Raw genomic sequence first — 15,455 nt, forward strand, 5'->3', positions numbered from 1 at the left:
TCATCCGTATGCCGTCGCCGTCCCGGAAGGACCGTTGCCCGCCATGACGCCCCGCCTCACTGTCGTCGTCCCCGTCTACAACGTCGAGCAGTATCTGGAGGAGTGCCTGCGGTCGATCGCGGCGCAGACCTTCACCGACCTCGATGTGGTGATGGTCGACGACGGATCGACGGACTCGGGCCCCGAGCTGGCCCAGGCGTTCGCCGACCGCGACCCGCGCTTCCGGCTGGTCGCGCAGCCCAACGGCGGCCTCGGCCACGCCCGCAACACCGGGGCGCGGAACGCGGCGCCGCAGACGTCGTACCTGACCTTCGTGGACAGCGACGACGTGCTGCCGCCGCGCGCGTACGAGAAGCTGGTCGGCCTGCTCGACCAGTCGGGCTCCGACTTCGCGACCGGCAACGTCTACCGGCTCACCACGCAGGGCCGCAGCCAGGCGTGGCAGCACCGGGGCATGGACAAGACCGTGCGGCGCACGCACATCACCCGTGACCTGGGCCTGCTGTCCGACCGGGTGGCGTGGAACAAGGTCTTCCGCCGCTCCTTCTGGGATAAGCACCAACTGGCCTTCCCCGAGGGCGTGCTGTACGAGGACACGCCGCTGACCATTCCGGCGCACTTCCTCGCCGACGCCGTGGACGTGCTGCACGAGCACGTCTACTACTGGCGGATCCGCGAGGGCTCGATCACCCGCCGCCGCACCGACGTCAAGGGCGTACGCGACCGGATCGCGGCGGTCGACGGGGTCTCGCGGTTCCTGGCCGACCCGGCCAACACCCGCTGGAGCAAGCACAAGCGGGACTACGACCGGTCGGTGCTCACCGACGACCTGCTGTACTTCATCGAGGCCCTGCCGATGGCGGGACCGGAATACCACCAGGTCTTCCTCGACCGCGTCCGCGACTACCTCGGCCGCGTCGACCCGACGCTCTTCCCCGCGCTGCCCGCCGAACTGCGCATCCGCTGGGAGCTGATCAGGGAAGGGCGGCTGGCGGACCTGCTGGAGGTGCTGGCGCACGAACAGCACGGCGGGCGCACCGTGTTCGACATCGCGGGGCCGCCGCTGCGCAAGCGCGCGGTGGTCGTGCGCGGCGACGGTTCGCCCGTGCCGCTGCCGCGCGCGGTGACCGCCATCGGCACGAAGGACCTGCCGGTGGTCGCCCGGCTCAGCCAACTGGAGTGGTGCGACGGCAAGTTGATCCTCCGGGGCCACGCGTATGTGCGCAATGTGGACGCGGGCGCGCGCCGTACCTCGCTCAAGACGGCCGTGCTGATGTCCGGGCGCCGCAAGCTGCTGCTGCCGGTGCGGACCGTGCGGGTCCCCGAAGTGACCGACGGCGGACCGCAGGAGCGGCACTCGTACGACTGGTCCGGCTTCGAGATCACCGTCGACCCCAAGCGGCTGCGGGGCAAGGAGGGCTGGACGGCCGGGCAGTGGCGGCTCGGGATCGTCGTGGCGGCGGGCTCGGTGGTCCGCCCCGCCGCGCCGCGCGCCGACGACGCGGGCGCCGGGTCCTCGCCCGTCCCCTTCCCGCTGGACGACGACACCCGGCTCGTGCCCTGGTACAAGGACGGCCGGCTGCACCTGTCGGTCGAGCCGGTCACCCGCCGGATCACCGGTCACCGGGCGGACGGCGACGGCGGGGTCGTCTTCGGGATCGCCGTCCGCGACCGCAAGCCCCCGGTTGCGCTGCGGGCCACGCAGCAGACGACGGGCGCGGCCTTCGACTACCCGCTGACCGCCGACGCGGAGAGCACCGGCATCGACGGCTGGACGCGGCTGACGGCGCGCCTGGTCCTGGCCGACCTCGCGGGGGCGCGGCCCGACGTCGAGGGGCTGCCCAAGGAGGTCGCGCCGGAGACGGCCGCGGCCTGGTCGTTCGAGGCGGTCTTCGCCGACGGCGGCACCGCGCGGATCGCCGCCGACGGGCCGCTGCCGCAGGGGCGTTACGACCTCGGCGGCGACGCGCTGCTGGCCGGGGCCCGGCGCGAGCTGGTCGTCGACGCCACCGCGGCGGGCAATCTGCTGCTGCGCGACCGTACGCCCCAGCCGCTGGCCACCCATGTGGCGCGCGCCACCAACGGCACCCTCCTGGTCACCGGTGAACTCCCCGCCGACACCCCGCCCCCGGCCCGGCTGGTCCTGCGGCACGGCACGTACGCGGCCGAGGTCGGCGTCGAGGTGACGCTGGCGGCCAAGGGCGCGGACTCCGCTGCCGCCGAGGCGGCGGGGGCCGGGGCCGCCGGGGCCGCTGCGGCAGCGGGGGACGACGCCCCGGTCGCGGCGGGAACCCCGGCGCAGGCCGTGGCGGGAACGGCGTCTGCCGTGGCGGCGGAGGGAGCCGCGGGGCGGGGCCCGGCCGGCCCCGTACGCCGGTTCAGCGCCGCGCTGGACGTGTCGGCGCTGCCGCACGCCGGGCGCTGGTATCTGCACCTGCGGGCGGCGGACGGCGGCGACGCCCCGGTGCGGATCGCGCGGGAGGCGTTCGCCGAGCTGCCGCTGCGGCTCCCGGCGGCGCCGGGCGCGCGGCCGGTGACGGTCGACCGACGGTTCCACGACCACCTGTTCGTGGCGGCCGGATCGCCCGTGCCCGCGGCGGACCGCGGCCCGTACCGGCAGCGGATGCTGCGCGAGCGGCGCTACCCGGTGCTGCTGCGCCGCCCGTTGACCGACACCGTCCTCTACAGCAGCTTCGACGGCCGCGACTGCGCGGACTCGCCGCGCGCCGTCCACGACGAACTGGTGCGCAGGGGCGTCCCGTTCGACCATGTGTGGGTGGTGCGCGACCACACCGTGGCGGTGCCCGCGACCGCCCGCGCGGTGCTGCGCGGCAGCGACGACTGGTACGAGGCGCTGGCCCGCGGCCGCCATGTGGTGACCAACACGCATCTGCCCGCGTGGTTCCGCCGCCGCGAGGGCCAGCGGGTCGTCCAGACCTGGCACGGCGCGCCCGTGAAGCGTATCGGCCAGGACCTGGCGGGCACGCTGTGCGCCGACCTCACCCACATGTGGCCGCAGCCGAGCCTCGGCCACCAGTGGAGCGTGCTGCTCTCCCCCAACTCGCAGAGCACCCCGGCCCTGCGCCGCGCCCTCGACTTCGACGGCGAGGTCGCCGAGACCGGGCTGCCCCGCACCGACCTGCTCAGCGGCGAGGACCGCGACAAGGTGCGCGAGGAGGTACGGGCCAGGCTCGGCCTGCCGCCCGGCCGCACGGTCGTGCTGTACGCGCCGACGGTCCGCGACGACGAGGCGTACGACGCCGAGCACGCCCGGCTGCACCTGCCGCTCGACCTGGCGGCGATGGCGGCGGAGCTGACCACCAGCCATGTGCTGCTGGTCCGCTCGCACCCGCTGGTCGCCGACACCCTCCCGGCGGTGCCCGGCGGCTTCGTGCGGGACGTCTCCGCCCACCCCGACCTCGCGGAGCTGCTGCTCGTCGCCGATGTGCTGGTCACCGACTACTCCTCGGTGCTCGCCGACTTCGCGGTCACCGGCCGCCCGGTGCTGCTGTTCACGCCCGACCTGCCGCACTACCGCGACACGCTGCGCGGCTTCACCTTCGACTACGAGGCCCAGGCGCCGGGGCCGCTGCTGCGCACCACGGACGAGCTGACCGCCGCGCTGCGCGACCCGGAGGCCGCCGTCCGGGGCCGCGCCGACGCCTACGCGGCCTTCCGCGCCGCCTTCTGCCACCTGGACGACGGAGGGGCCGCCGCCCGCGTGGCGGACCTGATGCTCGGCTGACCCCCTGACACCCTGACCGAACCGCCGCCGGAACACGGAGCTTGTCATGACATCGAGCGAATTGGCCCCCGCCGCACACCCGCCGCGGCCGCACGACCGCACCCTCCTCAAGGCCGCGCCTTGCCGTCACTGACGACCGGAGAGGTCACCGCGGGCGACGGCGCGGGCGACGAGCCGGGGGCCGGTACGGCCGACGGCGCCGCGGTCGCGGCCGGGCGGGCCGGTCTGCCCGCCCGGCTGCTGGAGCGGGCGCGGGCCTGGCGGGTGACGCCGTACGCCGTCGTCGGGACGCTCTTCTGGCTGGTGGTCGCCGCGGCGGCCTGGCGTACGCCGATCGCCTCGGACTTCGGGCAGCACGCCTCGGCGGTGGAGCGGGTCAAGGCCGACTGGCGGCACCCGGCCAATCCGCTGCTCGACCTGCCGGGCACCGGCAGCCCGTACTTCTCGCCGTACATCGTGGCGCTCGGCCTGATCGCGCGGGCCACCGGCGCCGCCGGGCGGGAGGTCGTGCGCTGGTGCGGCCCGGTGAATCTGGCGGTGCTGGTCACCGGCGTCGGCGTGTACGCGCGGACGCTGAGCAGACGGCCGATGGCGCCGGTCTACGCGCTGCTGGCCTTCACCCTGCTGTGGGGCGTGCAGGGCAAAGAGTGGAGCGGATTTTGCGGGGTGTGGTCGCTGACCCGCGGCGCCTCGTACCCGAGCGCCTTCGCGGTCGGCGTCACCTTCCACCTGTGGGCGCTCACCGACCGGCTGGCGCGCCGGCGTACCACCGGCTGGGCCGGTTACGCCCTGCTCGGGGTGGCCTGCGGGCTGCTGCTGCTCATCCACCCGATCACCGCGCTGGCCGCGGCCGTCGGGATCGTGGCGGTGCTGACGGCCCGGCAGCGCGGCTGGTCGCGGCGGGTGACGGCCCGCTGGCTGCTGGCGGGCGCGCTCGCGCTGCTGGTGGCCGTGGCGTGGCCGTACTACGACGTGTTCTCGCTGGCCGGTGACACCACGGTCGACGCGGTGCACAAGCGGCTCTACATCCACCCCTGGCAGTGGTACGGGCTGGCGCTCGTCGGCCTCCCGCCGCTGCTGCTGCGCGCCCGGCGCGGCGTCCGCGACCCGCTGGTCCTGATGTTCGCCGCCTTCTGCCTGATCGTCGCCTACGGGTGGGTGAGCGGGCACTACACCTACGGGCGGGTCTTCGCGCTGCTGCTCGTGCCGCCGCAGTTCGCGCTCGCCGTGGAACTGGCCTCGATCCCGCCGTGGACCCGGCTGCGCGCGGTGCTCGCGCCCGTGGCCGCCGTCGCGCTCTGCTTCGGCGTGGCCGCGCAGATCGGCGCCGTCGTGCCGCAGCGCTTCCTGCCGGTGACCGTCGACCACCCGGTGCGCTGGCCGGGGTACGGCTGGGCCGCGGACCGCATGCCCGCCGACGCGGTGGTCCTCACCGACGGGTACTACGCCACGCACGTCCTGCCCGCCTACGGCTTCTTCCTGGTCGCCCCCACCTGGCCCGACCCGTCCACCCCGGCCGCCGAACGCGACCGCAGATTCGCCGCCGTGCGCACGTATCTGGACCCGAAGTCGACGGCGGCGCAGCGCGCCGCGGTCCAACGGCGGTACGGGGTCGGCTGGTTGCTGCTGACGAAATATCAGAAGGTGCCGCCTGGCGGGACCTTGGTGGCGACGGGGACCAGGACGAGTGACCGGCTGGTGCGGCTGGCGCCGGTGCCGGGCGAGTCGTGAGGCGGATACGGGGCGCGGCCCGATGCTGTTCCGGCCTCCGGCCCTGGGCCGTCCTCGGCGGGTGATGTCACCGAACGGCACCAAGGCGTCAGCGGGTTCGATACGACGTCCGCGCCTCGTACACACCCCCGGTAGCATCGTGCCCCGTTCGCCTACCGGGGGGTGCCCGAAATCTCCAGTCACGACAGCAGTTCGAGCGGTGGCCCGGCGCCGGGAGCGGGTGCGGGTCCGGTGCCGGGCGCGGGACCGGGTTCTGATCAGGGTCCGGGCGGGAGTCCGTTACAGGCGCTGGAGCCGCAGGACCCGCGCGAGGTGGCCGGTTACCGGCTGCTGGCCCGGATCGGCGAGGGCGGGATGGGGTCGGTCTACCTCTCGCACACCCGCGGCGGACAGCCGGTCGCGCTGAAGGTGATCCGGCGCGAATACGCGCAGGACGAGGAGTTCAGGCGGCGCTTCCAGCAGGAGGTGCAGTCCGCGCGCCGGGTGCAGGGCTACCACGTGGTGCCGGTCGTCGACCACGACACCACCGGCAACCGGCCCTGGCTGGCGACCAGTTACATTCCGGGGCTGCCGCTGGACGACGCGCTCGCCCGGTACGGGGCGCTGCCGGTGGCCACCGCGCTGCAACTGGTGGGCTGCGCGGCGGAGGCGCTGCGCGCGGTGCACGCGGCGGGCGTCATCCACCGCGACCTCAAACCCAGCAATGTGCTGCTCGGCGCGGGCGGCCCCTGGGTGATCGACTTCGGCATCGCGCGCGCGGCGGACTCCACGCAGCTCACCCGCAGCGGCGGCCTGATCGGCACCCCGCAGTACATGTCGCCCGAGCACGCCAACGGGCACGAACTCACCCCGGCCACCGACCTGTTCTCGCTCGGCCTGATCGCCGCGGTCGCCGCCACCGGACGGCACCCGTACGGCACGGCGGGCGCGATCACGCTCGCCACGCAGATAGCCAACACCGCCGTCCGGCCGCCCGACCTGTCCGGTTACCCCGACGAGCTGCGGACCGTCCTGGAGCGCTGCCTGACCGCGGACCCGGCGGCCCGGCCCACCCCCGCGGAGCTGGCCGAGCTGTGCGAGCGCGGCGCGGGCCGCCCGCTGCGGGACTTCAGCGGCTGGCTGCCGCAGCCGCTCGCGGCCGAGATAGCCCGGCGGGAGGCCGCCGCGGCCCTGCCGCCGGCCCCGGCACCGCCTGCCGCGCCCGCCGCGCCGCCGCACATACCTGCGCCCGCCGTACCGCCCGTCGTACCGCCCGCGATGCCGCAGGGGGCGGTGCGGGCCGCACCGCCCGCCGGGACGGGTGCCGCGCCCTCCGGCCCGTACACGCCGGGCCCGTACACGCCGGGTCCGTACGCGTCAGGCCCGTACACCTCGGGCATGTTCGGGCCGACGAATGTGGACGGCCCCGCGACCGGCGCCCACGGAGCCACCGGCCGCGGGGACGGAAGCGGTCGGGCGAGCGGTCCCGAGAGCGGTCCCGGAGACGGGCAAGGGCGCGGTCCCGGAAACGGCCACGGGCGCGGTCCCGGAAACGGGAACGAGGGGCACGACGGGAACGGGAACGGGCACGACGGGCAGAGCCGGGTCCCCAGCGGCCGGACGCAGAAGGTGATGGCCATCGGCGGCAGCGTCCTGGCCGTGATCCTCGCGGTGACGCTCACCTACGCCTTCACCCACTCCGACGGCAAGGGCGACGACAAGGGCCCGCAGGGCACGTCGCCGCTCGGCGGCGGCCCCGGCACCTCCACCTCCCAGTCCCCCGCTGCCGCTCCGACCACCGGGCCCGCGAGCACCGCCCCGACCGGCTCCCCCGGCGGCTCCTCTGCCGACCCGGGCACACCCGGCGGCGGGCAGCCGCAAGTCATCTTCCAGGACCGCAAGTTCACCATCCGCTCGCCCGCCTGGAACCACGGCACGCATGTGGACCTGGACAGCGCGAGGGTCGAGCCGAACGGCCAGATCGGCGACACCGACGGCTACGAGATCGAGTACCAGGACTGGGCCGACGGCAGCATGCGGTTCCTCACCACCTTCGGCCGGGCCGACGGCACCGACTACCAGGCGTGCAGGAACGGGGTCGGCGCCGACGCGCTGTCCGGCGAGATCTACCGGGGCGACCTCGCCAAGGACACGTACATCGCCAAGGGCACGGTGCTGTGCACGGTGACCTCGGAGGGCAATCTGGCCATGCTGAAGGTCACCGACGTCACGCCGTCCGGCAACATGATGACCGACCCGATGCCGACGTACTCCACGCTGCTGACGGTATGGAAGATGCCGGACGCGCCCACGCCGTAGCGCGGTCGGGCCCGGCAGGCGGGCACTTGCGCACAAGTGCCGCCCACCGGGCCCGCGTTCAGCCGGACCGCCGCGCACGCACCGCCGCGACCGTACGGCCCAGCGGTGCGTACGGCTCAGCGGTGCGTGCGCAGCAGCGTACGGAAGGTCCGCATCGCCACCGACAGACTCGCCAGGTCGAACTCCTCGGCGCCCTGGATCTCCTCAAGGGTGGTGCGGGCGCGGCCGATCAGCCCCGCGTTCTGCTCCTCCCACGCCGTGTAGCGCTGCTCGGGCGTGGACCCCTCGGGGCCCGCCGTCAGCACGTCGGCGGTGAGTGCCGCGTGGGCCGCGAAGAGGTCCTCGCGGATGGCGGCGCGGGCCATGGACTGCCAGCGGTCGGCGCGCGGCAGCAGGATGATCCGGTCCAGGAGCTGCGTGATCCCCAGCCGGTCGGCGAGGTCGAAGTAGACCTCGGCGACGTCCAGCGGCTCCTTGCCGGTGCGGTCCGCGACGTCGACGATGTCGAGCGCCGGGAAGGCCGCGGAGAATCCGGCGACCCGGGTGGCCAGTTCGTCCGGCACCCCCGCCGCGGTCAGCTCGTCGCGCAGCGACCGGTACCAGTCCGCGTCCGCGCCGCGCAGCAGCTTGGGCTGGTGGGACCAGACCGCGGCGACGCCCTCGGCGAAGAAGTCGATGGTCTCGGCGATCTGGAGCGGCTGGAGCCGGTTGTTGAGCAGCCAGCGGGTGGCGCGCTCGACCAGCCGCCGCGAGTGCAGCCTGATCCGGGTCTGCACGTCGGCGGCGACGATGTTGTCCAGCGCCTCCACCGCGTCCCAGATCTCGGCGAGACCGAAGATCGCGCGGGCGGCCGTGTGGGCCCGCACGATCTCCTCCGTGGTGGCGCCGATCTCCTCGCGGAAGCGGTGCAGGAAGGTCGTGCCGCCGGAGTTCACCGTGTCGTTGACCAGGACAGTCGTGATGATCTCGCGGTGCAGCGCGTGGTTGTCGATCTGCCGCTCGAAGCGCTCCCGCAGCGGCACGGGGAAGTACGCGTGCAGCAGGGAGCGCAGGTACGGGTCGTCGGGCAGTTCGGTGTGGACCAGTTCCTCGGCCGTGGTGATCTTGGCGTAGGCGAGGATCACCGCCAACTCCGGCTGCGTCAGGCCCTGTCCGGCCGCCAGCCGCTCGCGGATCTGCCGGTCGGTCGGCAGGAACTCCAGCGCCCGGTCCAGGTGGCCGTCGCGCACCAGGCGGCGGATGAACCGCTGGTGGGCGTGGAGCAGACTCGGGGCCTGCTCCATGCTGTTGGCGAGCGAGACGTTCTGCGCGTAGTTGTTGCGCAGCACCAGGTCGCCGACCTCGTGGGTCATCTCCGCGAGCAGCGAATTGCGCTGCTTGACGGTCATGTCCCCTTCGGCGACGACGCTGTTGAGCAGGATCTTGATGTTGACCTCGTGGTCCGATGCGTCCACACCCGCGCTGTTGTCGATCGCGTCGGTGTTGATGTGGCCGCCGGTCCCCTCCGGGCCGCCGTTCAGGGCGAATTCGATCCGGCCGAGCTGGGTGAAGCCCAGATTGCCGCCCTCGCCGACGACCTTGACCCGCAGTTCCGCGCCGTCGATCCGGATCGCGTCGTTGGCCTTGTCGCCGACGTCGGCCTGCGACTCGGTGGACGCCTTGACGTAGGTGCCGATGCCGCCGTTCCACAGCAGGTCCACCGGGGCCTGGAGGATCGCCTTCATCAGCTCGGCCGGGGTGATCTTCGCGGTGGCGGTCTCGATGCCGAGCGCCTTGCGGATCTGCGCGTTGAGCGGGATCGCCTTGGCGGTACGGGGGAAGATCCCGCCGCCCGACGACAGCAGCTTGGTGTCGTAGTCGGCCCAACTGCTGCGCGGCAGCTCGAAGATGCGGCGCCGCTCGGCGTAGGAGGTGGCCGCGTCCGGCTTCGGGTCGAGGAAGATGTGCCGGTGGTCGAAGGCCGCGACCAGCCGGATGTGCTCCGACAGCAGCATGCCGTTGCCGAACACGTCACCGGACATGTCGCCGATGCCGACGACGGTGAAGTCCTCTTCCTGGGTGTTGACGCCCATCTCGCGGAAGTGCCGCTTCACCGACTCCCAGGCGCCGCTGGAGGTGATGGCCATCTTCTTGTGGTCGTAGCCGACCGAGCCGCCGGAGGCGAAGGCGTCGCCGAGCCAGAAGCCGTACGACACCGCGACCTCGTTGGCGATGTCGGAGAACGACGCGGTGCCCTTGTCCGCGGCGACGACCAGATACGTGTCGTCCTCGTCGTGCCTGACCACGTCCGTCGGCGGCACGACCTCGCCGCCGACGAGATTGTCGGTGATGTCGAGCAGGCCGGAGATGAACGTCTTGTACGAGGCGATGCCCTCGGCCAGCCAGGCGTCGCGGTCGGCTGCCGGGTCGGGCAGCCGCTTGCCGACGAAGCCGCCCTTCGCGCCGACCGGCACGATGACGGTGTTCTTCACCATCTGCGCCTTGACCAGGCCCAGCACCTCGGTACGGAAGTCCTCGCGCCGGTCGGACCAGCGCAGACCGCCGCGGGCGACCTTGCCGAACCGCAGGTGGACGCCCTCGACCCGCGGGGAGTACACCCAGATCTCGAACGCCGGGCGGGGCGCGGGCAGTTCGGGGATGGCCTGCGGGTCGAACTTCATCGACAGGTAGTCGTGCGGCTGCCCGTCGTCGCGGCGCTGGAAGTAGTTGGTGCGCAGCGTCGCCTTGATCAGGGTGAGGAAGGCCCGCAGGATGCGGTCCTCGTCGAGGCTGGCGACCTGGTCGAGCGCGCCGTCCAGCTCCTCCAGCAGCCCGTCGGTCAGCTCGCTGCCGGCCCGCTGGTGGTCCGGCGAGAAGCGGGCCTGGAAGAGGTTGACCAGCAGCCGGGTGGTGTGGACGTTGGTACGGAGGGTGTCCTCCATGTAGTCCTGGCTGAAGGTGGACCCGGCCTGCCGCAGGTACTTGGCGTACGCGCGCAGCACCATCGCCTCGCGCCACTCCAGACCGGCGCGCAGCACCAGGGAGTTGAAGCCGTCGTTCTCCGCCTTGTCGGTCCAGGTCGCGGCGAAGGCCGCCTGGAACCGCTCGCGGGCGTCGTCGCCGAGGTCGCCGAGGCTGGGGTCCAGGCGCAGCCCGAAGTCGTAGACCCAGGCGCGGGTCTGGTCCGAGCGGCGCAGTTCGTACGGCCGCTCGTCGACGACCTCGACGCCGAGCCGCTGGAGCACCGGCAGGACGGCGGACAGCGAGACGGGCGCGCCGGTGCGGTAGATCTTGAAGCGGCGCTCGTCGCTGGCGCCGCCGACCGGCTCGTACAGGCTGAGGGTGAAGTCGTCGGCGCCCAGGCCCTCGATGTGCTGGAGGTCGGCGACGGCGACGCGCGGTGCGAAGTCGGCGCGGTAGCCGTCGGGGAACGCGTGCGCGTACCGCCGGGTCAGCTCGGCCGCGCGCTCCTCGCCGCACTCGGCGGTCAGCGCCTCGCCGAAGCCGTCGGCCCAGGAGCGGGTGGCGTCGGAGAGCCGGCTCTCGATCCGCTCGACGTCGGCGTCGGTGATGTCGGGCAGCGGCGCGCCGGGTTCGACGCGGATGACGAAGTGCAGCCGGGACAGCACCGATTCGGTGTTCCAGGCGGTGAAGTCGGCGCTTCGGCCGCCCAGTTCGTCCTGGAGGATGTTGGTCAGGCGCAGCCGTACCGCCGTGGTGTAGCGGTCGCGCGGCAGGTAGACCAGCGCCGAGTAGTAGCGGCCGTACTCGTCCTGCCGCAGGAACAGCCGCAGCTTCCGGCGCTCCTGGAGGTACAGCACGCTGGTGGCGATGGACCGCAGCTCGTCGGCGGGGGTCTGGAACAGCTCGTCGCGCGGGTACGTCTCCAGGATCTGGAGCAGGTCGCGGCCGTCGTGGCTGTGGGCGGTGAATCCGGCGCCTTCGAGGACTTCCTCGACCTTGCGGCGGACCACCGGGACCCGGCGGATCGACTCGGTGTAGGCGGTGGAGGAGAACAGGCCGAGGAAGCGGCGCTCGCCGATCACATTGCCCTCGGCGTCGAACTTCTTCACGCCGACGTAGTCCAGATACGAGGGACGGTGCACGGTGGAGCGGCTGTTGGCCTTGGTGAGGATCAGCAGCCGGTGTTCGCGGGCCTTGGCGCGGGCGTCGGCGGGCAGCCTGCTGAACGACGGGGAGCCGGGGTGCCCGAGGTGGGTGTGGTGGCCCGGGTCGGTGCCGTCGGTGCCGGGGTGCACCGGGTCGGAGCGCAGGATGCCGAGACCGGTGCCGGGGACGGCGACCAGCACGTCCTCGGTGGAGCCGTCGGGCTCGGTGTCGGTGGTCAGCTCGTACTCGCGGTAGCCGAGGAAGGTGAAGTGGTCGTCGTTGAGCCAGCGCAGCAGCTCGACGGCCTCGCTGACCTCGCGCTCGGGCAGCGGCGGCGGGGTCGCGGACAGCTCGTCGGCGATGCGCTTGGTGGACTCGCGCATCTTCGCCCAGTCCTCGACGGACTCGCGGACGTCGGAGAGCACGCGGCGCAGGTCCGCGGTGATCTCCTTGAGGTCGGCGCGGTCGGTCTCGCGGTCGATCTCGACGTGGATCCAGGACTCGACCAGCACGTCGTGCGGGAGCGAGCCGTCCTCGGGTCCGCACCCCGGGGCGACGATCTCCAGCAGCTTGCCGGTCACGTCGCGGCGGACCAGGAACTGCGGGTGGAAGACGACGTGGATGCCGCGGTCGGCCTGGGTGAGCGCGTTGGTGACCGAGTCGACGAGGAAGGGCATGTCGTCGGTCACGACCTGGACGACGGTGTGGCTGGACTGCCAGCCGTTCTCCTCGACGGTGGGGGTGTGCACCCGGACGCTGGCACTGCCCTGCGGGCGTACCTCCGCGAGCCGGTAGTGGGAGACTGCCGCGCCGAAGACGTCGACCGGATTGCGGTCGTTGAGGTCCTCGGGTGCGCTGTGCAGGTAGTAACCCCGGAGGAACGCCGTCAGCGCCTCTGTGTCGCGGCCCTGGCCGGGTAGTCCCCCCGTCTGGCTGTTCTCAGCGACCTTGGCTGCTCGTTCCAGCAGTTCGGCCTTGGCTTCGTCCAGCTTGGTCTGCATGTCCTCTGACTCCTGTCGCGCGCCATTGCGTGACGTCGGGTGATGGCAGGACGTCACGTGACGCGGGGTATCCGCTACGGGACGACGCTATGCCGGAAGAGGGGTCCGCCGTGCCCGTACGCACGCGGTGGCCCCTGATGAACTGATCAACGTTGATCACGCCGCAAGGCTATCGCTCGCTCACGGGTGCCTGTCAGGAGACGTCTTCGTACAAATGCACTGCACACCTTTGGCCCCTCTGGACAGGAACCGGGCGGGAACAGGACCGGGACGAGACGGCGAACAGTCGATGCGGAGGTGATGATTCCGGCGTTGGAGCGGGGCACGGACCGGGCCCGAGCGTCGATTCGGGAGCCCGGCGGCAGGGCCTGTCCGGCGGACAGGCTCTAGCCCGCGGCTATTCGCTCGGCTTCCACGACGGCGGCGGCGAGGCTGTCGACCACCGGCACCCCGGCGCTCTCCAGGCTGGCGCGGCTGTGCGAGCCGCCGGTGTACAGCACGGCGTGCGCGCCGACGTGGGCGGCGGCCACCGCGTCGTCGAGAGCGTCACCGATCACCACGATCCGGCCGGGGTCGGCGGCGACGTCGGCGAGCGCGGCGAGGTGGCGGGCCATCTGCGCGGCCTTGCCCTGATTGGAGGGGCCGGTACGGCCGTCCACCCGGACGAAGTGCTCCATGATGCCGTGCGAGGTCACCACGGGCAGCAGATTGTCCTGCGGGGCGAGCGAGCACAGCGACTGCGTGAGCCCGGCGGCCCGGCGCGCGGCCAGCAGCTCGGCCGCGCCCTCGGCGAGGCCGCAGCGGCCGGCCAGCGCCCAGTAGTGGCGGTGGAAGGCGGCGTCCATCACCTCCCACTCGGCGTCGGTCGGCAGCCGTCCCATCAGCCGCTCGTAGAACCGGGGCACGGGCACGCAGTACAGCTCCTGGTACCGCTCCAGGGTGATCGGGGCCAGGCCCAGCTCGGCGAACGAGGCGTTCGTCGCCTCGATCACCGCGTCGATGTCGTGGAAAAGGGTGCCGTTCCAGTCCCACACCAGATGCGTGCCTACGGAATGCGTGCTCACTCCACGAACCGTACTCGCGGGGTGTGACAGCCCGGTGCCCGAGGGTGGGGTCCCGGCCACGCGGGGCCGCCGTACGACCGGGCGGGGGCCGAACGGATTCAGCCGATCAGGTGCCCGGGCGGTCGGATGCCGGGGCGCTCACGCGGTCGGGCGCTCAGCCGGTCGGACGCTCGGGTCCTCGCGCGCCGGGGTCAGGAGATGAGGTTGGGGATCTCCTGCGTCGCGTACCAGAGCAGGTCGTGGTCCTCGGCGCCGTCCACGGTGAACTGCGCGTCGTCGTCGCCCATGTCGGCCGCGCCCACGGCCGCCGCGGCGGCCGTCACATCGGTCCGCGCGTCGTCGGCGTCCACGTGCACCGCGGCCGTCCTGGACAGCGGCACGGCGCGCGCCAGGCGGACCTCGCCGAGCGAGCCGGGGTCCAGGCCGTGGTCCGGGTCGTACGTCACGGCGGCGTCGTCCACGTCCACGGCGACGACCACCCGGCGGCGCGGGGTGTCCGGGTGCACGGCCAGCAGCCGCAGCGACGCCTGGGCGGCGCGGTTGAGGGCCGCGTACTCCAGCTCCTCGATGTCGTCCGAGACGTACCACTCGCGCAGGCTCGGCGTCACCGCGTAGGCGTCCAGCGGTACGGGCCCCAGCTCGCCCGCCTTGTACGCCTCGGCGAGACCGGCCAGGGTCGTTGGAATATAGACGCGCATGGCGTGAAGCATACGTGCGCCACCACGCGAATAGGTGAATTCCTCCGCGCCCTCCGTCGGACGGCACCCCGCTTGCCAGCCCCTCCCCGAGGGCCCTAGAACCGCCCTGTCACCGCCCTACCCGCCAGTAGCGACCACAGGGGAAGCACCCGTGCAGACGACGCCGCCGCAGCCGCCCGTAACCGTGCCCGTACCCGGAACCCCGGCACCTCCCCTGCCCGCTCCACCTCCGCCGCGCGCCGCGGGCGTGGAGCGGCGTACGGCGGGCGGCGCCGGTCCGCCCGGACGCAGAGACAGCCGACGGCCCGGCGGGCGGCCAGGCGGGCGTCCAGGCGCCGCGGCGAGGCCGGCGGGAGGCGCGGCGAGCGGGGGCACCGGCTCGGTTCCGGTCCCGGCGAGGTCCGTGGCGGTCGTGGCGCGGCCGGGGACGGCGCCGCGCCCGCCCGCGCCGCACCTGTGGTTCGCCGGGCGCCTGCTCGACGTGCTGACCGGGCGCAGCCCCGTGACGTCGCTGGCCGGACGCGTCAGGGACGAGGCGTACCAACGGCTGTGGGAGCTGCACGGCGCCCGCGCCGACTGGCGGCTGCGGGCCCGCGGCCGTACCCCCTACGTGTACCGGTGCCGCTGCTTCCGCACCGCGGACGGCGCCCTGGAGGTGGCGGCCGTCGTCGCCCTGGACCAGGACGTCTTCCGCGCCCTGGCCTTCCGGCTCGAACCCTCGGGGCCCGCCGCGCCGCCCTCGGCGGGCTACGGGCAGGCCCGCTGGCGGTGCACGGCGGTCCAGGCGGGCTGACCTCCCGCGGGTGAGCGCCTTGGACGCGGCACGGCC

7 protein-coding genes are annotated in these 15,455 nt (G+C 73.3%); 4 read left to right on the plus strand and 3 right to left on the minus strand.

Annotated elements, in window-relative coordinates; genetic code table 11:
- Nucleotides 1-43: 43 nt before the first annotated feature.
- The 3 genes from ACIO6U_RS31375 (at nt 44) to ACIO6U_RS31385 (ending at nt 7,774) form a co-directional block, all read left to right on the plus strand.
- On the plus strand, nt 44-3,745 hold the full coding sequence (locus ACIO6U_RS31375; protein ID WP_401724216.1) for a CDP-glycerol glycerophosphotransferase family protein: 3,702 nt from the start codon (nt 44-46) through the stop codon (nt 3,743-3,745).
- A gap of 120 nt (nt 3,746-3,865) precedes the next feature.
- A complete protein-coding gene (locus tag ACIO6U_RS31380) occupies nt 3,866-5,476 on the plus strand; it encodes a hypothetical protein (protein WP_401724219.1) in 1,611 nt (536 codons plus the stop codon).
- Between the two features lie 312 nt (nt 5,477-5,788).
- Nucleotides 5,789-7,774, plus strand: a complete 1,986-nt coding sequence (locus ACIO6U_RS31385; RefSeq protein ID WP_401724222.1) for a protein kinase — start codon at nt 5,789-5,791, stop codon at nt 7,772-7,774.
- A 116-nt stretch (nt 7,775-7,890) separates the two neighbouring features.
- Here ACIO6U_RS31385 and ACIO6U_RS31390 read toward each other — a convergent pair whose 3' ends face one another.
- From ACIO6U_RS31390 to ACIO6U_RS31400, 3 genes are all read right to left on the minus strand, one after another.
- Nucleotides 7,891-12,864: an NAD-glutamate dehydrogenase gene (locus ACIO6U_RS31390; RefSeq protein WP_355342928.1), complete on the minus strand. Its 4,974-nt coding sequence runs from the start codon at nt 12,862-12,864 to the stop codon at nt 7,891-7,893.
- 386 nt (nt 12,865-13,250) lie between these two features.
- A complete protein-coding gene (locus ACIO6U_RS31395; RefSeq protein WP_355342925.1) occupies nt 13,251-13,928 on the minus strand; it encodes an HAD family hydrolase in 678 nt (225 codons plus the stop codon).
- Between the two features lie 191 nt (nt 13,929-14,119).
- Complete coding sequence (locus ACIO6U_RS31400) at nt 14,120-14,626, minus strand: DUF6912 family protein (protein ID WP_355342922.1); 507 nt, start codon at nt 14,624-14,626, stop codon at nt 14,120-14,122.
- A gap of 403 nt (nt 14,627-15,029) precedes the next feature.
- On the opposite strand from ACIO6U_RS31400, the gene ACIO6U_RS31405 reads away from it, so the two are divergent.
- Nucleotides 15,030-15,419, plus strand: a complete 390-nt coding sequence (locus ACIO6U_RS31405) for an Rv3235 family protein (protein WP_391117404.1) — start codon at nt 15,030-15,032, stop codon at nt 15,417-15,419.
- The last annotated feature ends 36 nt before the right edge of the window (nt 15,420-15,455 follow it).

It is taken from the genome of Streptomyces sp. NPDC087422 (genome assembly GCF_044744145.1).
Classification (GTDB): Bacteria; Actinomycetota; Actinomycetes; order Streptomycetales; family Streptomycetaceae; genus Actinacidiphila.

Bases quoted from the DNA above. Each gene is read 5' to 3' on its own strand.
- ACIO6U_RS31375 (WP_401724216.1), top strand. From the start codon at position 44: ATGACGCCCCGCCTCACTGTCGTCGTCCCCGTCTACAACGTCGAGCAG.
- ACIO6U_RS31390 (WP_355342928.1), bottom strand. From the start codon at position 12,864: ATGCAGACCAAGCTGGACGAAGCCAAGGCCGAACTGCTGGAACGAGCA.
- ACIO6U_RS31400 (WP_355342922.1), bottom strand. From the start codon at position 14,626: ATGCGCGTCTATATTCCAACGACCCTGGCCGGTCTCGCCGAGGCGTAC.